This window comes from Streptomyces sp. NPDC012769 (assembly GCF_042901205.1).
GTDB lineage: Bacteria > Actinomycetota > Actinomycetes > Streptomycetales > Streptomycetaceae > Streptomyces.
In genome coordinates, this window is sequence record NZ_JBIBCP010000004.1 from 1 (window position 1) to 16453 (window position 16453).

Annotated in this window: 19 protein-coding genes; 10 read left to right on the forward strand and 9 right to left on the reverse strand. The window is 72.3% G+C overall.

All coding sequences use genetic code 11. The features are described from left to right. On the reverse strand, positions 1 to 341 hold a 341-nt coding region (locus ACFY7C_RS21250), incomplete at its 3' end, for a biotin carboxylase N-terminal domain-containing protein (protein ID WP_389652817.1). Between the two features lie 326 nt (positions 342 to 667). Here ACFY7C_RS21250 and ACFY7C_RS21255 point away from each other — a divergent pair. Next, the gene (locus ACFY7C_RS21255; protein ID WP_389652820.1) at positions 668 to 1141 is read left to right on the forward strand and encodes a hypothetical protein; all 474 of its coding nucleotides are present in this window, start codon (positions 668 to 670) and stop codon (positions 1139 to 1141) included. A gap of 47 nt (positions 1142 to 1188) precedes the next feature. On the opposite strand, the gene ACFY7C_RS21260 is transcribed toward ACFY7C_RS21255, so the two are convergent. From ACFY7C_RS21260 to ACFY7C_RS21270, 3 genes are all read right to left on the reverse strand, one after another. Continuing rightward, complete coding sequence (locus ACFY7C_RS21260; RefSeq protein ID WP_389652823.1) at positions 1189 to 1794, reverse strand: nucleoside triphosphate pyrophosphatase; 606 nt, start codon at positions 1792 to 1794, stop codon at positions 1189 to 1191. A gap of 43 nt (positions 1795 to 1837) precedes the next feature. Beyond that, positions 1838 to 1966, reverse strand: a complete 129-nt coding sequence (mmpB, locus tag ACFY7C_RS21265; RefSeq protein WP_389652826.1) for a morphogenic membrane protein MmpB — start codon at positions 1964 to 1966, stop codon at positions 1838 to 1840. Between the two features lie 70 nt (positions 1967 to 2036). Then, positions 2037 to 2681, reverse strand: a complete 645-nt coding sequence (locus ACFY7C_RS21270; protein ID WP_389652829.1) for a TetR/AcrR family transcriptional regulator — start codon at positions 2679 to 2681, stop codon at positions 2037 to 2039. Positions 2682 to 2781: 100 nt separating this feature from the next. On the opposite strand from ACFY7C_RS21270, the gene ACFY7C_RS21275 reads away from it, so the two are divergent. Beyond that, positions 2782 to 4026 (forward strand): SGNH/GDSL hydrolase family protein, encoded by a 1245-nt coding sequence (locus ACFY7C_RS21275; RefSeq protein WP_389652832.1) that lies wholly within the window; start codon positions 2782 to 2784, stop codon positions 4024 to 4026. A gap of 85 nt (positions 4027 to 4111) precedes the next feature. Here ACFY7C_RS21275 and ACFY7C_RS21280 read toward each other — a convergent pair whose 3' ends face one another. Both ACFY7C_RS21280 and ACFY7C_RS21285 read right to left on the reverse strand, forming a co-directional pair. Next, positions 4112 to 4324, reverse strand: coding sequence for an acyl-CoA carboxylase subunit epsilon (locus tag ACFY7C_RS21280; protein ID WP_389652834.1), 213 nt, complete (start codon positions 4322 to 4324; stop codon positions 4112 to 4114). A gap of 33 nt (positions 4325 to 4357) precedes the next feature. Next, positions 4358 to 5962 (reverse strand): acyl-CoA carboxylase subunit beta, encoded by a 1605-nt coding sequence (locus ACFY7C_RS21285; RefSeq protein ID WP_389652836.1) that lies wholly within the window; start codon positions 5960 to 5962, stop codon positions 4358 to 4360. Positions 5963 to 6096: 134 nt separating this feature from the next. Here ACFY7C_RS21285 and ACFY7C_RS21290 point away from each other — a divergent pair, with 134 nt between their 5' ends. The 4 genes from ACFY7C_RS21290 to ACFY7C_RS21305 all read left to right on the forward strand — a co-directional run bounded on the left by ACFY7C_RS21290 (position 6097) and on the right by ACFY7C_RS21305 (position 10438). Then, positions 6097 to 6948: a biotin--[acetyl-CoA-carboxylase] ligase gene (locus tag ACFY7C_RS21290; protein WP_389652839.1), complete on the forward strand. Its 852-nt coding sequence runs from the start codon at positions 6097 to 6099 to the stop codon at positions 6946 to 6948. Positions 6949 to 7188: 240 nt separating this feature from the next. Then, positions 7189 to 8364 carry an adenylate/guanylate cyclase domain-containing protein gene (locus tag ACFY7C_RS21295; protein WP_389652842.1) on the forward strand — a complete coding sequence of 392 codons (1176 nt, stop codon included), beginning with the start codon at positions 7189 to 7191 and terminating at the stop codon, positions 8362 to 8364. A gap of 52 nt (positions 8365 to 8416) precedes the next feature. Next, positions 8417 to 9220: an enoyl-CoA hydratase/isomerase family protein gene (locus ACFY7C_RS21300; protein ID WP_389652845.1), complete on the forward strand. Its 804-nt coding sequence runs from the start codon at positions 8417 to 8419 to the stop codon at positions 9218 to 9220. Between the two features lie 102 nt (positions 9221 to 9322). Next, a complete protein-coding gene (locus ACFY7C_RS21305; protein ID WP_389652848.1) occupies positions 9323 to 10438 on the forward strand; it encodes a diguanylate cyclase domain-containing protein in 1116 nt (371 codons plus the stop codon). A 43-nt stretch (positions 10439 to 10481) separates the two neighbouring features. Here the strand turns inward: ACFY7C_RS21305 and ACFY7C_RS21310 are convergent, their stop codons facing one another. Both ACFY7C_RS21310 and ACFY7C_RS21315 read right to left on the reverse strand, forming a co-directional pair. Further along, complete coding sequence (locus ACFY7C_RS21310) at positions 10482 to 11033, reverse strand: YciI family protein (protein WP_389652850.1); 552 nt, start codon at positions 11031 to 11033, stop codon at positions 10482 to 10484. Positions 11034 to 12085: 1052 nt separating this feature from the next. Then, the gene (locus tag ACFY7C_RS21315; RefSeq protein WP_389652853.1) at positions 12086 to 13192 is read right to left on the reverse strand and encodes a helix-turn-helix domain-containing protein; all 1107 of its coding nucleotides are present in this window, start codon (positions 13190 to 13192) and stop codon (positions 12086 to 12088) included. A 180-nt stretch (positions 13193 to 13372) separates the two neighbouring features. Here ACFY7C_RS21315 and ACFY7C_RS21320 point away from each other — a divergent pair, with 180 nt between their 5' ends. From ACFY7C_RS21320 to hutH, 3 genes are all read left to right on the forward strand, one after another. Beyond that, the gene (locus tag ACFY7C_RS21320; RefSeq protein ID WP_389652856.1) at positions 13373 to 13558 is read left to right on the forward strand and encodes a hypothetical protein; all 186 of its coding nucleotides are present in this window, start codon (positions 13373 to 13375) and stop codon (positions 13556 to 13558) included. After that, positions 13555 to 13896: a DUF6415 family natural product biosynthesis protein gene (locus ACFY7C_RS21325; protein WP_389652859.1), complete on the forward strand. Its 342-nt coding sequence runs from the start codon at positions 13555 to 13557 to the stop codon at positions 13894 to 13896. The genes ACFY7C_RS21320 and ACFY7C_RS21325 overlap by 4 nt, the downstream gene beginning before the upstream one ends. Before the next feature lie 144 nt (positions 13897 to 14040). Beyond that, on the forward strand, positions 14041 to 15582 hold the full coding sequence (hutH, locus tag ACFY7C_RS21330; protein ID WP_389654440.1) for a histidine ammonia-lyase: 1542 nt from the start codon (positions 14041 to 14043) through the stop codon (positions 15580 to 15582). A 126-nt stretch (positions 15583 to 15708) separates the two neighbouring features. Here hutH and ACFY7C_RS21335 read toward each other — a convergent pair whose 3' ends face one another. Further along, positions 15709 to 15987, reverse strand: a complete 279-nt coding sequence (locus ACFY7C_RS21335; protein WP_389652861.1) for a hypothetical protein — start codon at positions 15985 to 15987, stop codon at positions 15709 to 15711. Between the two features lie 109 nt (positions 15988 to 16096). On the opposite strand from ACFY7C_RS21335, the gene ACFY7C_RS21340 reads away from it, so the two are divergent. Next, a complete protein-coding gene (locus ACFY7C_RS21340; RefSeq protein ID WP_389652864.1) occupies positions 16097 to 16441 on the forward strand; it encodes a hypothetical protein in 345 nt (114 codons plus the stop codon). Positions 16442 to 16453: the final 12 nt, after the last annotated feature.

Sequence of the window (16453 nt, forward strand, 5' to 3'; positions counted from 1 at the left end):
TCGCCGAGGTCGCGGATGGCCTGCGGCGGGGGGCCGATCCAGATCAGTCCGGCGTCCAGGACGGCCTGGGCGAACTCGGCGTTCTCGGAGAGGAAGCCGTATCCGGGGTGGACCGCGTCCGCCCCCGAATCCTTCGCCGCCTGGAGGACCTTGCCCATGTCCAGGTAACTGGTGGCCGGGGTGTCACCGCCCAGGGCGAACGCCTCGTCAGCCGCGCGGACGTGCAGAGCGTCCCGGTCCGGATCGGCGTAGACGGCTACGCTTGCGATCCCGGCGTCCCGGCAAGCACGGGCGACACGGACAGCGATTTCGCCACGGTTGGCGATGAGCACCTTGCGCACGATGGCTCCCTCCTTGAAACAAGCTGAGTTTAGGGACTGCCGACACGGCCTTTCGACCCGTCCCCAGTGGTGAGCTTGCCCACACGGAGCGTGATACGAGGCTTGCTCGGGTCGTGAAATCCCTTGTCGCACCACGGTACGCAGGGATTCTTTACGGCACAGTAGCTCTGAGGTGTGGCGCAGGTCTCTGTTCGCGCGGCCAGTCGCCAAACGGGTTTCTTTGTGGAGTCCCTACGAATGGCTCAATGATTCTTTGCCAGGGTGGCGGTCGGACGCGGGGTCGCACGAACCCTTGTCCGGGGGTTTACCGGCCAGTAGCCTGCGCGATGTCGTACGTACCGGAGGTAACAACCGCATCCCAGGGGGTGGCCGAGGTGGCCCGCAGACCGATAGCACTCGTGACGGCGGCGGTGCTCTTCCTGGAAGCACCCGGCATCGTGGCGATCAACGCGGTCATGGCCCGGTTCGTGAAGGCCCAGTCGATGTCCCTCGACGGCCTCGACCCCGATGCCATGTACACCGGCACCTGGGCCCTCGGCATCGGCTCCGGCGTCCTGTTGCTCCTGTGCGGCCTGGTCCCGCTCGTCGCCGCGATACGCGACCGCCGCCCCGGCCGCCCGGGCCGCGCGCTGCTCATCGGCTGCGCGGTCGTCCACGGCGTGCTCGGCGCGGTGGCGGTGGGGCTGCTCGGCTGGGCGGCGTTCGCGTTCCTGATGCTGGTGCTCGGCCTGATCGTCCTCACCCTCGTGGCGTACGGGGAGCCCAAGGCGGACGTCGAGGCGGTGCCGGCTCCGGCGTGACCCGGGGCCTCGGGGCTAGGGGCTAGGGGCTCGGGCGCTCGGGCCGCTCAGGCCCAGAGGTCGGTGATCGAGACGCCGAGCCTGGCGAGCAGGGTCCGCAGCAGCGGCAGGGAGAGCCCGATGACGTTGCCCGGGTCGCCGTCGATGCCCTCGATGAAGGGCGCCGAGCGGCCGTCGAGGGTGAACGCGCCCGCCACGTGGAGCGGTTCGCCGCTGGCGACGTAGGCGGCGATCTCGGCGTCGGTGGGCTCGCCGAAGCGGACGACGGTGGAGGCGGTGGCCGACTCGTAGCGCTTGGCGGCCGTGTCGTAGACGCAGTGGCCCGTCTGGAGGATGCCGACCCTGCCCCGCATCGCCTTCCAGCGCGCGGTGGCCTCCTCGGCGTCGGCGGGCTTGCCGAGGGCCTGCCCGTCCAGCTCCAGGACCGAGTCGCAGCCGATGACGAGGGCGCCGAACACCTCGGGGCGGGCGGCGACGTGGGCGGCCTTGGCCTCGGCGAGGGCGAGGGCCAGCTCGGCCGGGGTGGGGGCGTGCGTCTTGTCCTCGTCGACGCCGCTCACGATCACTTCCGGAGCGAGTCCGGCCTGCCGGAGCAGGCCGAGCCGGGCGGGGGAGGCGGAGGCGAGCACGACACGGCGGCGATCAGCAGTCATGAGGGCAGCGTAGCGAGCGGGACGCACCGGACGCGGCCGGACCTCAGCGCGCGCCGACCACGAACATCAGCAGCACCATCGCCACGGCGAGCAGAACGCCGGCGCGCCGCAGCTTCGCCTGCATGTCGCGCAGTTCCTTCGGCGGCTCGTTCTTCGGGTCGGACCAGAGCATGGTCCCGATCCTGCGGCCCGGAGGGCCGGGGCGCCTGAGTACGGGTACTCAAGCGCCCCGTGCCGAAGGACTAGTCCTCGCGCGGGGCGAAGGCTCCGGCCGCCGCGGCGGCGACGGCCGCCGTGACCGCGCGTTCGGCGTCGGCCTCGGACGGCTCCTCGTGGGTGACCGCGAACCGGTAGTAGAGCGGCGCCGAGACGGCCCGCAGCAGTTCGAGGGCGTCCGTGCCGACGGGGACCTCGCCGCGGGACACCGCCCGGGTCACGACCGGGGCCCATTCCTCCAGCCGGGTGCGGTAGAAGCCGCGCAGGGCGGCCGCGCACTCCTCGTCGCAGGCGGCCGCCGCGATCACCGCGCGGAAGACGGCACCCATCCGGGGGTCGGTGAGGGTGCGGTGCACGAGGGCGGCGTTGGCCCGCAGGTCGCCGGCGAGGCTGCCGGTGTCGGCGGCCGGGAGGGACTGCTCCGCCATGTCGTGCAGCAGATCGGCGATCAGGCCGACCGAGGAGCCCCAGCGGCGGTAGACGGTGGTCTTGCCGACGCCGGCGCTCACGGCGATCTGATCCATGTTCAGGGTGTGGAAGCCGGAGGCGGCGAGCGCGTCCTCGGTGGCGTCGAGGACGGCCCTGCGCACCTTCGCGGTACGGCCTCCGGGGCGCACGCTGCCGGGCGCGGACGGCCGGTCGGTCTCGCTCAAACGGGTCTCCTGTTCCATTAACGCTTCCGAGTCTGCTACTGTCCCAGACATCTTAACGGAACCAACTTCCCGTTAAGTGATCCGCCACTCCTGCCCCCTGCCTTCAAGGACCCTTGTCATGAAGAAGCTCCTCGCCCCGCTGCTCGCCGCCGCCCTCGGCCTCACCGTGCTCTCGGGCACCCAGGCCGGCGCCCGCCCCGCGGCCGCCGAGCGGTGGCACGCCGCCTGGGGCGCCGCCCCGCAGCTCCCCTCCACCGGCTTCACCCCCAACTGGTCCCAGGAGGGCTTCTCGCGCCAGACCCTCCGGCAGGTCGTCCGCCTCACCGAGGACGGCGACCGGGTACGGATCCGGCTCTCCAACGCGTACGGCACCTCACCCCTGACCGTCACCGGTGCCACCGTCGCCCGCACCACCAGCGGCGCGGCCGTCGAGCCCGGCTCCGTGCGCCACCTCACCTTCGGCGGCAGCCGGTCCGTGTCCGTCCCCGCCCACGGCGAACTGCGCAGCGACCCGGCCCGGCTCGGCCTCGGACGCCTGGAGTCGGTGACCGTCACCCTCTACCTCGCCGGCACGACCGGGCCCGCCACCTTCCACTCCCAGGCGTGGGCCGACAGCTACCGCGCCGACGGCGACCACCGCACCGACACCGACGGCCGCGCCTTCACCGCCCGCACCCAGTCCTGGTACTACCTCAGCGGCGTCGAGGTCAGCGGCGGAACCCCGCCCCCGAAGGGCGGTGTGGTGCTCTTCGGGGACTCCATCATCGACAGCTTCGGCTCGACCCCGCACGCGAACCGCCGCTACTCCGACGCGCTCGCCGAACGGATCGACCGCCCCGTCGTGAACTCCGGCATCGGCGGCAACCTCGTCCTCAACGACTCGGCCTGGTACGGCGAACGCTCCACCGCCCGGTTCCGCCGCGACGCCCTCGACCAGCCCGGCGTCTCCACCGTCGCCCTGCTCCAGGGCCTCAACGACATCGGCTACAGCGAGGCCGCGCTGAAGCCCGACCCGCACCCCACCTACAAGCCCTCGCCGGTCGTCACCTCGGCCGAACTCATCGCCGCGTACCGCCAGTTGATCGACGCGGCGCACGCCCGCGGCATACGGGTCGTCGGCTCGACGCTGCTGCCCTTCAAGGACACCAGCCACTGGGGCCCCACCGCCGAGCGGACCAGCGCCGAGGTCAACCACTGGATCCGCACCTCGGGCGAGTTCGACGCGGTCGTCGACTTCGCGAAGCTCCTCGCCGACCCGAAGGACCCGAAGGCGCTGAACCCGGCCTACGCGTACGCGGACCGGCTGCACCCGAACGACGCCGGCTACCGGCTGATGGCCGAGGCGGTCGCCCCCCTCGTCTGACTCCGCCCCCGCCCGACGCCGTACGCGCGAAGGCCGGACCTCCCGCACAAGAGGTCCGGCCTTTCGCCGCCTGCGTCCGTACCGCTCACGCCGGCCAGTAGGACCGCGCCCATGAGCGCGGCCCCGGCCGGTGCCGCACCTCACGGGCGATCCGCGCCGGGTCCGACCAGCCCTCCGGGACCGTCGGGCCGCCGCTCTCGGCGGCAGCCGCCGCCGTCGCCGCGGCCCGGGCCTGGACCACCGCCAGTGCGGCGGCCAGCTCCTCCGGCGTCGGGTTTCCTCGTACGACCTTGATCACAACGGCTCCTTGAGGTCCTGGTCCTTGCGCTGCCTAGAGCGGGATGTTGCCGTGCTTCTTCGGAGGCAGGGATTCCCGCTTCGTACGCAGCTGACGCAGCGCCTTGACGATCTGCGGGCGGGTGTCGGACGGCAGGATCACCCCGTCGACGTACCCGCGCTCGGCCGCGATGTACGGGTTGAGGAGGGTGTCCTCGTACTCCTGGATCAGCCGCGCGCGCACCGCCTCGACGTCCTCGCCGCTCGCCTCCGCCTCGGCGATCGTCCGCCGGTGCAGGATGTTGACCGCGCCCTGCGCGCCCATGACGGCGATCTGGGCGGTCGGCCAGGCCAGGTTGAGGTCGGCGCCCAGGTGCTTGGAGCCCATGACGTCGTAGGCGCCGCCGAAGGCCTTGCGGGTGATGACGGTGATCAGCGGGACGGTCGCCTCGGCGTAGGCGTAGATCAGCTTCGCGCCGCGCCGGATGATGCCGCCGTACTCCTGGTCCACGCCCGGCAGGAAGCCGGGGACGTCGACGAAGGTGACGACCGGGATGTTGAAGGCGTCGCAGGTGCGGACGAAACGCGCCGCCTTCTCGCTCGCGTCGATGTCCAGGCAGCCGGCGAACTGCATCGGCTGGTTGGCGACCACACCGACCGGGAAGCCCTCGACACGCCCGAAGCCGGTCAGGATGTTCGGCGCGAACAGGGCCTGCGTCTCCAGGAACTCGCCGTCGTCGAGGACGTGCTCGATCACGGTGTGCATGTCGTACGGCTGGTTCGCCGAGTCCGGGATGAGGACGTCCAGCTCGCGGTCCTCGTCCGTCCGCTCGGTGTCGGCCTGCTCCGGGAAGGCCGGCGGCTCGGACAGGTTGTTCGACGGAAGGTAGGACAGAAGGGACTTGACGTACTCGATGGCGTCCTTTTCGTCGCCCGCCATGTGGTGGGCCACGCCCGACGTCGTGTTGTGGGTGCGGGCGCCGCCCAGCTCCTCGAAGCCGACGTCCTCGCCGGTCACGGTCTTGATGACGTCCGGACCCGTGATGAACATGTGCGAGGTCTGGTCCACCATCACCGTGAAGTCGGTGATCGCGGGCGAGTAGACCGCGCCGCCCGCGCAGGGGCCGACCACCAGCGAGATCTGCGGGATCACACCGGAGGCGTGGGTGTTGCGGCGGAAGATCTCGCCGTACGCGCCGAGGGCCATCACGCCCTCCTGGATGCGGGCGCCGCCGGAGTCGTTGATGCCGATCACCGGACAGCCCGTCTTCAGGGCGAAGTCCATGACCTTGACGATCTTCTGGCCGTAGACCTCGCCGAGGGCGCCGCCGAAGACGGTGAAGTCCTGCGAGAAGACGGCGACCGGGCGGCCGTCGACGGTGCCGTAGCCGGTCACCACGCCGTCGCCGTACGGCCGGTTGTTCTCCAGGCCGAAGTTGGACGACCGGTGCCGGGCCAGCTCGTCCAGTTCCACGAACGAACCTTCGTCGAGCAGCAGTGCGATCCGCTCGCGCGCGGTCAGCTTGCCCTTCGCGTGCTGCTTCTCCACCGCCCGCTCGGAACCGGCGTGCGTGGCCTCGCCGATCCGGCGCTGCAGGTCCGCGATCTTGCCCGCGGTCGTGTGAATGTCGATCTGGTCGTGCTCTGCCGGCTCGGACATCGGGATACGGCTCCCTGCCTGGTCACGGGGGGTTCGATGACTACGAATGGACTACTGCTGGGCTACTGACCCGTAGCGTATCGGCGTCGATACGGTTCGGCAGTGCGGCGTTTGCCACACCTACGCTGGCTTGCATGACGTCCTCCCAAGACTCAGCGGGACGCTGGTCGGACCTCGACCGCCCCCCGCTCAACGCACCCTCCCTGCGCCGCGCGCTCGTGCTTCCCGACGCGCTGTGGACCTCCTTCGACGTGGTCGAGTCCACCGGCTCCACCAACTCCGATCTCGCCGCCCGCGCCGACGAACTCCCCGAAGGCGCGGTGCTCGTCGCCGAGGAGCAGACCTCCGGACGCGGCCGCCTCGACCGCAGCTGGGTCGCGCCCGCCCGCTCCGGCCTCTTCCTGTCCGTCCTCCTCAAGCCCGCCGTGCCCACGCACCACTGGGGCTGGCTGCCGCTGCTCACCGGCGTGGCCGCCGCGAACGGCCTCGCCAAGGCCGCCGGCACCGACCTCTCCCTCAAGTGGCCCAACGACCTGCTGGTGAACGTGGCGGGCGAGGAACGCAAGGCGGGCGGCATCCTCGCCGAGCGGGCCGGCAAGGACGGGGTCGTCGTCGGCCTCGGCATCAACGTCACCCTCCGCGAGGACGAGCTCCCGGTGCCCACCGCCGGCTCCCTCCTCCTCGCCGACGCCGTCTCCACCGACCGCGACACCCTGCTGCGGGCGATCCTGCGCTCCTTGGAGCAGTGGTACGGCGACTGGGTGCGGGCGGGCGGCGACCCGGCCGCGTCCGGGCTCCAAGAGGCCTACGGGGCCGGCTGCGCCACCCTCGGCCGCCGGGTCCGCGCCGACCTGCCGGGCGAGCGGATGCTGGAGGGCGAGGCCGTCGCCGTCGACGAGGACGGACGGCTGGTCGTCGCCACCGAGGGAGGCGGCACCGAGGCCGTCGCGGCCGGCGACATCGTCCACGTGCGCGCGGCCGACTGAACCGGTCCGCGGCCCCCACCACCCCTCGGCTCGTCCCGTGCGCCCCCCTCGCGTCACCCGTCCGGACCGGCCGGTTCCCGACCGGTCGGGACGGGTCGGGACCGGTTCGGGCGTGAGCCAGCACACACCTGTCGTATCGTGGAGCGCGATTCGTGGAGAGCGATCCGTGAAGACCGGGGAAGCACCCTCCACGCGACAGATCGGCAGGACAGTGGGCAGGGAACGGGCAGGAGGCGGCCGGTGACCGTCGACGACGCGAACAACGGCGGCGGGACCGAACCAGCCGATCAAGCCGGCCAAGCCGAAGCCGCCGAGCCCCCGACGTATCCCACGCCCCACCATGTCGTCGACCACACGGTCGAACCGACCGACGACCCCCTCGCGATCCGCCTCGAACAGCTCATCCTCGGTGCCGACCGCCGCTACACGCCCTTCCAGGCCGCCCGCACCGCCGGCGTCTCCATGGAGCTGGCCTCCCGCTTCTGGCGCGCCATGGGCTTCGCCGACATCGGCCAGGCCAAGGCCCTCACCGAGGCCGACGTGCTCGCGCTGCGCCGCCTCGCCGGTCTCGTGGAGGCCGGGCTGCTGAGCGAGCCGATGGCGGTGCAGGTGGCCCGCTCCACCGGACAGACCACCGCCCGGCTCGCCGAATGGCAGATCGACTCCTTCCTGGAGGGCCTCACCGAGCCGCCCGAGCCCGGCATGACCCGCACCGAGGTCACGTACCCCCTCGTCGAGCTGCTCCTGCCCGAGCTGGAGGAGTTCCTGATCTACGTGTGGCGTCGCCAGCTCGCGGCCGCCACCGGCCGGGTCGTGCAGGCCGCCGACGACGAGGAGATGGTCGACCGGCGGCTCGCGGTCGGCTTCGCCGACCTCGTCGGCTTCACCCGGCTCACCCGGCGCCTGGAGGAGGAGGAGCTCGGTGAGCTCGTCGAGGCCTTCGAGACCACCTGCGCCGACCTGGTCGCCGCGCACGGCGGCCGGCTCATTAAGACCCTCGGCGACGAGGTCCTCTACGCCGCGGACGACGCCGGCACCGCCGCCGAGATCGCGCTGCGGCTGATCGAGACGCTCAGCCACGACGAGACCATGCCCGCGCTGCGCGTCGGCATCGCCTTCGGCACCGTCACGACCCGCATGGGCGACGTCTTCGGCACCACGGTCAACCTCGCCAGCCGGCTCACCTCGATAGCCCCCAAGGACGCCGTCCTGGTCGACAGCGCCCTCGCCGAGGAGCTCACCAGGACCGGGGACGCGCCCGTCTCCGAGACGCAGGCGGCGGAGGAGGCCGCCCGCGCCGAGAAGGAGGGCGGGCAGGCGCCGGCGTACCGCTTCGCGCTCCAGCCGATGTGGCAGCGGCCGGTGCGCGGACTGGGTGTGGTGGAGCCCTGGCTGCTGGGCCGCCGCCCGACCTAAGATCTGTCGGTGAACAGCCGTTAACAGGCGTTAACCGGGAGGGTGTGCGGTCATGTCGGAGCAGTCCGAGCAGCGTTTTGGTGAGTTCGTGGTGGTCCGGAGGGACGGGGCCGGGCATGTCGCCGAGCTGGTCCTCGACCGGCCCAAGGCCATGAACGCGGTCTCCTCGGAGATGGCCCGCTCCCTCGGCGCCGCCTGCGACGCGCTCGCCGCCGACCCTTCCGTACGGGTCACCGTGCTGACCTCCTCGAACGGCCGGGCCTTCTGCGTCGGCGCCGACCTCAAGGAGCGCAACTCCTTCACCGACGCCGAGCTGGTCCGGCAGCGGCCGGTCGCCCGCGCCGCCTACACCGGCGTCCTGGAGCTGCCGATGCCGACGGTCGCCGCCGTGCACGGCTTCGCCCTGGGCGGCGGCTTCGAGCTGGCCCTGGCCTGCGACGTGATCGTGGCCGACGCGACCGCCGTGGTCGGTCTGCCCGAGGTCTCGGTGGGCGTCATCCCCGGCGGCGGCGGTACGCAGCTGCTGCCGCGCCGGGTGGGCGCGGCCCGCGCCGCCGAGCTGGTCTTCACGGCGCGCCGGGTGGAGGCGGCCGAGGCGCGCGAGCTGGGGCTCGTCGACCTCCTGGAGGAGGACGCCCGTACGGCGGCGCTGGAACTGGCCGGGCGGATCGCGGCCAACTCGCCGGTCGGCCTGCGCGCCGCCAAGAAGGCCATGCGGCTCGGTCAGGGCCTTGACCTGCGGGCGGGCCTGGAGGTCGAGGACGCGGCGTGGCGCTCGGTGGCCTTCTCGGGGGACCGGGCGGAGGGCGTGGCGGCCTTCAACGAGAAGCGGAAGCCGCAGTGGCCGGGTGAGTGAGTGTGGTCCGAGGCCGGACCGGTTGTTCCTGTTTTGCACCAAATGTCACTTTCCGTGAGGTCTCGGAAGGGAAAACGGATCAAACCTCCCTAAGCTGGAGGAATGGGTGAGGACGTTCGGCTGCGGGCCGTGGTGGCGCTGGCGCAGGCGATGGCGGCGGCGCACACTCCGCGCGAGTTCTGGCGGGCCGCCGCGCTCGGGGCCTGCGAGGCGCTCGGCGGCAGCTTCGCCGCGCTCTCGGTCTGGGAGCGGGACCACGGCCGGCTGAAGGTCCTGGTGAACGCCGGGGAGCGGGCGGTGGGGGAGGAGGAGTTCCCGGACGCCGAGACCTATCCCGTGCACCAGTTCCCGGAGATCACCGAGTTCCTGCACGAGCAGTGGGCCGGGGGTGGCGAGCCCGACGCGTGGGTGGAGACCGCCGCCGACCCGCTGCCGACCGGCCGGGTCACCGGCCTGCGGCGGCGCGGGCGCGGCTGCTGTGTGGTCGCGCCGGTCGTGCTGCACGGGCGGGCCTGGGGCGAGCTGTACGTGGCCCGGCCGGCCGGGGCGGTCACCTTCGACCGGGACGACGCCGACTTCGCGACCGTGCTCGCGGCCGTGGTCGCGGCGGGCATCGCCCAGGCCGAGCGTCTGGAGGAGGTCCGCAAGCTGGCCTTCACCGACCCGCTGACCGGGCTCGCCAACCGCCGGGCCGTGGACACCCGGCTCGACCAGGCGATCGAGCGCTACCGGGCCGACGGCTCCGTGGTGAGTCTGGTGGTCTGTGACCTGAACGGCCTGAAGCGCGTCAACGACACCCACGGCCACGCGGTCGGCGACCGCCTGCTGGAACGGTTCGGCTCCGTTCTGTCACGGTGCGGCGCGATGCTCCCCGGGGCGCTGGCGGCCCGGCTCGGCGGCGACGAGTTCTGCCTCCTGACGGTCGGCCCGACGGCGGACGAGGTGGTGGCGGTCTCCGAGGAGCTGTGCGTACGGGCGGCGGAACTGGAGCTGGGCGAGGGCGTGGCCTGCGGGGTCGCCTCCACCGGCGACCCGATCGGCCCCCTGAAGTCCGCCCGCCGCCTCTTCCGCCTCGCCGACGCCGCCCAGTACCGGGCCAAGGCGGCCCGCTCCACCAACCCCGTGGTGGCCGGCCGCGACGGCACCGTCATCCGCCTCGCCGACGCCCCACCCGGCGCCCGCGACCGCCGCCGCTTCCGCGACGCGCCCCCGGTGTAGGGCCGGGGCCCCGGGCTCCGGCGGCCCGGTGGGGGCCGTGGGTCTACCGGCGTCCGCCGAACTGCCAGTCGTGCGCCTCGACGGAGGCGTAGTGGTCGCCGGTCAGCACCGTGCGAGCCGTCGCCGGGTCAGCCGCCCGCACCAGGGCCGCCGTGCCGAGCCAGGCGGCCCCGTCATCGGACAGGAGCGGCCCGTACGCGATCAGGTCACCCTCCCGGCCGGTCGGCACGTCCAGATCGACCGCCTCCCCGGCGCCGAGGCCCAGCACCAGATAGCGGTGACCACCGGTCCGGCCGCCGGGGAAGTCCCACATGGTCCGCCCCAGCACGTTGCGCCACCGGCGCAGCAGCACGTCCCGGTAGACGCCGGCCTGGTAGCCCGGCTCGTCGAAGGCGAACCTCCGGGCGGCGGCGGGATCCGGCAGGTCGACGATGTGCACGCTGCCACTGGGCGTCCGACCGTCCTCACCGAAGGTCGGCCCCCGGGCGATCAGCTCCTTCTCGTACCCGTCCATGTACGACCAATGCGCTTCCAGTAGTTCCTGCCGCAGCGGCAGGGAACCGGGTCGGTCGCGGTGGTAGCAGAGGAATTCCATGCGCCGAGGATGCTTGCTCGGCGTCGCCGAGTCGAGCGGTTTCAGGTGACCGGTGGGCGTCGCACCGGGCGCAGAGGGTCTCGTCGCCGACCGGTCGGAACAGGGTCGCCTGGAGGTGCTCGCCCTCGCACTCCCGGACCCCGTCCAGCCGCGCCGACAGGCGTGGCCCGGTACGTGGTTCGGGAGTGACGGCTTCCGCCGGTTCCACGGGTGGGACCTCCCGCAGCAGATACCGCACGAGCCCGCCGGGGCGGTGCACGGGTGTGCCGCTTCCGGGTAGCCCGCGCAGTACGTGCGCGTGGATGGCGGCGGAACTGTGCCCGGCGGCCAGCCAGTCGGCGGCGAGCCCGGTCAACTCCTCGCGCATGCCGGGCGGAATGTGCCGGAGGGCGGTAGAGAGGAGGGGCAGTGCGGCCACGAGGGCGCGTGCCTCCTCGGGGACGACCGGCGCGGTCCGTGGAGGCGCCTCGGCCTCGGCCGCCGGGGCGGGCGGACGGTCGGAGGTGTCTTCGACACGGTCTTTCTTCGGATGACCGTCGGTGGACGGGGTGGTCGGCTCACCGACGGCCGGAATCCCGGCACTCGGTACGGGCACCCGCCCCAGCAGCTTCGCCGCCTCTGCCGCGCTCAACGGCCGGTTCGAGACCAGCTGTTGCGTCACCCACCGCCCACCCGGCCCCTGCACGCGCCGCTCGTGGACGAACCCTTCGTCCTTCAGCTGCCGCTTCGCCCTGGCGAAAGCACACGCCCCGATCCCGGCACGTTCCGCCGTTCGGGACAGCGACTCGCGCGCGCCTTGAGGAAGGGACAACTGCCAGGTCAGGAGCCGTACGGCATCGGAGCCGAGGCGCGGATGCCGGATGAGCTCGTGAGAGAACTGGGTGAAGCCGCGCGAGGGCGCGATAATGTGCCGGTACATCACGGTGGAGGCCTTGTTCCACTAGTGGTCGAGGCCCTCGCCGATGGCTGCAACCATCGCGGGGGCCGTTTTGCGTGAACCGTACCGCACGGAGAGTGCCGCCCCGGGTGCGTTGAGTGAATATGCCAGAACTTCAGGGCTTCTTGATCTCTTCCATGAGCATGCGCAGCGTCAGGCTGTGTTTCTCTGTCGGAAGCGCGTCCATGGCCGCCTGGGCGTACGCCACTCCACCGTCACGGTCACCGGAACGAACCAGCATGAGCCCCCGGTGCAGCTCCAGGTGCGTGGTGAACCGGGGGAGTTCGGCGGGTAGCTCCCGGCGGGCCTGCTCCTGCGCTTCGACCGCGCCCTTCTCGTCGCCCAGGCGGGCAAGGAGCAGGGAACGGAAGACGTTGAGGCGCCACCACGGCACCGCGTAGTCGGACGTCTGCTCATGGGAGCCGGCCTTGTCGAAGATCCGACGCCCCTGGAGGTCCAGGTCCTGGGCAGCGACCCGGTCACCTCGGAGGGCGGCGGCGTGCGCCCGCCCGTAGGCGGCGTTGAGCAGCCCCAGGGACGGCTTGTCGCCGAGGGCGAGGGCCTGATCGGCGAGCACGTCGGCGAAGCCGAGGGAGGCGCCCTCGTACCCCAGCGCGATCGCGGCCCGCCCGCGTACCCACACCCGCGCGTCGTCGTCGCCCGCCCGGTCCGCCGCTTTGGCGGCCATCCGGTACCAGTGCACCGCCTTCGAGCCGTCGGAGCCGGGGAACGTCTTCGCGTACAGCGTCATCAGCCGCGACGCCACGGACCAGAGCCGCGTGTCCTCAAGCTGCTGCTGCACGATCACGAGCTCACGGGAGACGCGGCGTTGGATGTCTCCCGCGCCCAGGCTCATGTACTCGGTGCCGTACGTGGCCAGTTTGTCCTCCCACGCGTCCACGGACGGCCCGCCGCGCAGCCGGGCGGCGAAGCCGACGGACAGCAGGTCGGAGGCGATCACGGGCGCTATGGCGGTACCCGCGACATCAGTCAGGAACGTTCGGCGTCTCACGTCGTCCTCGAATGTGGCCAAGGGGGCATCCAGTACGGCGGACAGGGCCCGGAGGTAGAAGTCCCTGGGCGTGACCTTGCCGCACTCCCAGTTGCTCACGTACTCACGGGCGAGCGTCGTCCCGTATCGATCGTTGATCGCCGAAGCCAGCCTTCCCTGGGACCAGCCCCGGGCCAGACGCAGCTGACGGATCACATCGCCGAGCTCCATGTCCCTCATCTTGCCTCTCGATCGCGGGCGATCACTCCCCAAAGCGGCAACGCCCCTGCCATCCAGGAGATTTCACACGGGATATCGCACTAGGCGCGTGCCCCGGCGCCGACCAGCATGGTGCCCGGCAGGTCCGCATCCCGATGCGGCCGTCTTCGCAGCTCCATGACGAGGAGACCCATGACGACCACCGGACAGAAGTCGAACGGACCTCCCGACCCCTCGACCGGAACGCACCCCGCCCACTGCGGCTGCGTCCCCTCCGCAGAGCTCCTCGGGCGGGCCCGCCGCGGCTGGGAGGCGTTCCTGGCCCGTACGGGGCCGCTGCCCGGCGAGCCCGCGTCGGACACGGACGGCGGGCGGTGAGCGCCGCGACCGGGCCGCCCGCGACGTGGGGCGACATGGGCCGGGACGTGGACCTGGCGTTCGCCCTGGCCGAGGGTCGGCCGACGGGCCCGCTGGCCGACGAGGTCCGCAGACGGCTTCGCTCGTACATTGAACAGCTCCTCGTCCCGGCCGAGACGTACGCGAAGGCGCTGGAGGACGTCCGCGCCCGGGACATCGTCGAGAAGACGGCCGAACACGCCCGCGCACTCCTGCGTGACCACGGCGGCGACCCGGCCACGTCCTTGAGGCTGCTCGGCAAGGCGACGTACCACCTGATGCGCTATGCGTCGGCGCTTCGGCCGGGGCCACAGCGGTGACGGCCGGCGGCCGGGCATCGTCCGCGCCTTCGCCGGACTCCGGGCAGACTGGAGCGGGAGCGAACCGGAGGGTTCGACTCCGAGCGCCTTGGCCGACGGCTAGTGACATGGCGCTCTTCAATCCGTAGGGTGCTGAATATGGATATGCAGACTGTCGTCCTTGGGACGTCCGGCACCACCCCGCAGGACGTCATCGACGTCGCCCGTCACGGCGCCCGCGTCGAGCTGTCATCCGAGGCCGTCCAGGCGCTCGCCGCCGCGCGCGCGACCGTGGACGCGCTCGCCGCCAAGCCCGAGCCCGTCTACGGCGTCTCCACCGGCTTCGGGGCGCTCGCGACCCGGCACATCGGCCATGAGCTGCGCACCCAGCTCCAGCGCAACATCGTGCGCTCGCACGCCGCCGGCATGGGCCCGCGGGTGGAGCGCGAGGTCGTGCGGGCGCTGATGTTCCTGCGGCTGAAGACCGTCGCCTCCGGGCACACCGGCGTCCGCCCCGAGGTCGCCCGGACGATGGCCGACCTCCTCAACGCCGGGATCACCCCCGTCGTCCACGAGTACGGCTCGCTCGGCTGCTCCGGCGACCTGGCCCCGCTCTCCCACTGCGCCCTGGCGCTCATGGGCGAGGGCGACGCCGAGGGCCCCGACGGCACGGTGAAGCCCGCCGGTGAGCTGCTCGCCGCCGCCGGCATCGAGCCCGTCGAGCTCAGGGAGAAGGAGGGCCTCGCCCTCCTCAACGGCACCGACGGCATGCTCGGCATGCTGATCATGGCGCTCGCCGACCTCGAGAACCTCTACAAGTCGGCCGACATCACCGCCGCCCTCTCCCTCGAAGCCCTCCTCGGCACCGAGAAGGTCCTCGAGCCCGAGCTGCACGCCATCCGCCCGCATCCCGGGCAGGCCGCCTCCGCCGCCAACATGCTGGCCGTGCTCAGGGGATCCGAGCTCACCGGCCACTACCAGAGCGGCGAGGCCCCCCGCGTCCAGGACGCCTACTCGGTGCGCTGCGCCCCCCAGGTCGCCGGCGCCGGCCGGGACACCATGGCCCACGCCCGGCTCGTCGCCGAGCGCGAGCTCGCCGCCGCCGTCGACAACCCGGTGGTCCTCGCGGACGGCCAGGTCCGCTCCAACGGCAACTTCCACGGCGCCCCCGTCGCGTACGTCCTCGACTTCCTCGCGATCGCCGCCGCCGACCTCGGCTCCATCGCCGAGCGCCGCACCGACCGGCTCCTCGACAAGAACCGCTCGCACGGCCTGCCGCCGTTCCTCGCCGACGACGCCGGCGTCGACTCCGGTCTGATGATCGCCCAGTACACGCAGGCCGCCCTGGTCAGCGAGATGAAGCGGCTCGCCGTCCCGGCCTCCGCCGACTCCATCCCGTCCTCGGCGATGCAGGAGGACCACGTCTCCATGGGCTGGTCCGCCGCCCGCAAGCTGCGCACCGCCGTCGCCAACCTCAACCGGATCATCGCCGTCGAGCTCTACGCCGCCACCCGCGGCATCGAGCTCCGCCACGGCCTGGCGCCCGCGCCCGCCTCCGCCGCCGCCATCGCGGCGCTGCGCGCGGCCGGTGTCGAGGGTCCCGGACCGGACCGCTTCCTCGCCCCCGACCTGGCCGCCACCGACGCCTTCGTGCGCGAGGGCCGCCTCGTCGCCGCGGTCGAGCCGGTCACCGGACCGCTCGCGTAAGCGCCGACGCGCCCCCGCAGGCACGGGAAAGGGCCGCCCCGCATCAGTCCGGGGCGGCCCTTCTCGTACGTCCTGCGGCCCTTCCCGTACGTCGGCGGCTCTTCGCGTACGTACGTCTCGGAGCCCTCAGCAGGCCCGGCCGCCGCGGCGCATCGCCAGCGTCACGAAGCCCGCGCCCACGCCCAGGAAGGCCGTACCGCCCAGCAGATACGGCGTGGTGTCGATGCCGCCGGTCTCCGCGAGCCGAGCCTCCTCGGCCGGGGTCTCGGCGCCGGTCGAGGCCGCCGCGGCGCGGTCCGCCGCGTACTGCTCGCCGGTCGCGTTCGCGGAGGGAACGAACCACAGGGCGCAGAGCAGTGTCCCCGCGGCGGTGGCGGTGAGCAACGGGCGTCGGGCGACGGACACGTGTTTTCGATCCCCCTTGCGGAAACCGCGAATTGGTAGGTGCGCCGATGCTAATGAACTCAGCGGGTCGCGGGAAACCCGAGGCCCCCACGCGTTCTACGCTCCGCCCATGAGCACTTCCGAGACATCACGCTATGTACGGCTTCGCGTCGATCTGGTTCTGGAGATCGACGGCCCCGCCGAACTCGCCGAGGCCGCCGCGGGCCGCATCGACGCCGACGAGTTCATGCCGGACGAGGAGCGGGTGCACGCCCGCGCCGCCGTCGCCGAGGACAGCGCGGAGGCCCTCGCCTACCTGGTGGAGCCCTTCGACCTGGTCGGAACCGTCCCCGGCGTCGAGATGGTGCAGGCCTCCTGGAGCAGCGAGGAGATCGAGTACGACCCCGATGCGGAGGAGTGGGACCTCGACGACGAAGATGGTGGGCGGGAAGACGACGAAGACGACCGCACCTGACCCACCGACCCT

Coding starts and splice junctions, on each gene's coding strand:
- ACFY7C_RS21255 (WP_389652820.1), top strand. CDS start 668: ATGTCGTACGTACCGGAGGTAACAACCGCATCCCAGGGGGTGGCCGAG.
- ACFY7C_RS21260 (WP_389652823.1), bottom strand. CDS start 1,794: ATGACTGCTGATCGCCGCCGTGTCGTGCTCGCCTCCGCCTCCCCCGCC.
- mmpB (WP_389652826.1), bottom strand. CDS start 1,966: ATGCTCTGGTCCGACCCGAAGAACGAGCCGCCGAAGGAACTGCGCGAC.
- ACFY7C_RS21270 (WP_389652829.1), bottom strand. CDS start 2,681: ATGGAACAGGAGACCCGTTTGAGCGAGACCGACCGGCCGTCCGCGCCC.
- ACFY7C_RS21275 (WP_389652832.1), top strand. CDS start 2,782: ATGAAGAAGCTCCTCGCCCCGCTGCTCGCCGCCGCCCTCGGCCTCACC.
- ACFY7C_RS21285 (WP_389652836.1), bottom strand. CDS start 5,962: ATGTCCGAGCCGGCAGAGCACGACCAGATCGACATTCACACGACCGCG.
- ACFY7C_RS21290 (WP_389652839.1), top strand. CDS start 6,097: ATGACGTCCTCCCAAGACTCAGCGGGACGCTGGTCGGACCTCGACCGC.
- ACFY7C_RS21300 (WP_389652845.1), top strand. CDS start 8,417: ATGTCGGAGCAGTCCGAGCAGCGTTTTGGTGAGTTCGTGGTGGTCCGG.
- ACFY7C_RS21305 (WP_389652848.1), top strand. CDS start 9,323: ATGGGTGAGGACGTTCGGCTGCGGGCCGTGGTGGCGCTGGCGCAGGCG.
- ACFY7C_RS21310 (WP_389652850.1), bottom strand. CDS start 11,033: ATGGAATTCCTCTGCTACCACCGCGACCGACCCGGTTCCCTGCCGCTG.
- ACFY7C_RS21315 (WP_389652853.1), bottom strand. CDS start 13,192: ATGGAGCTCGGCGATGTGATCCGTCAGCTGCGTCTGGCCCGGGGCTGG.
- ACFY7C_RS21320 (WP_389652856.1), top strand. CDS start 13,373: ATGACGACCACCGGACAGAAGTCGAACGGACCTCCCGACCCCTCGACC.
- hutH (WP_389654440.1), top strand. CDS start 14,041: ATGCAGACTGTCGTCCTTGGGACGTCCGGCACCACCCCGCAGGACGTC.
- ACFY7C_RS21340 (WP_389652864.1), top strand. CDS start 16,097: ATGAGCACTTCCGAGACATCACGCTATGTACGGCTTCGCGTCGATCTG.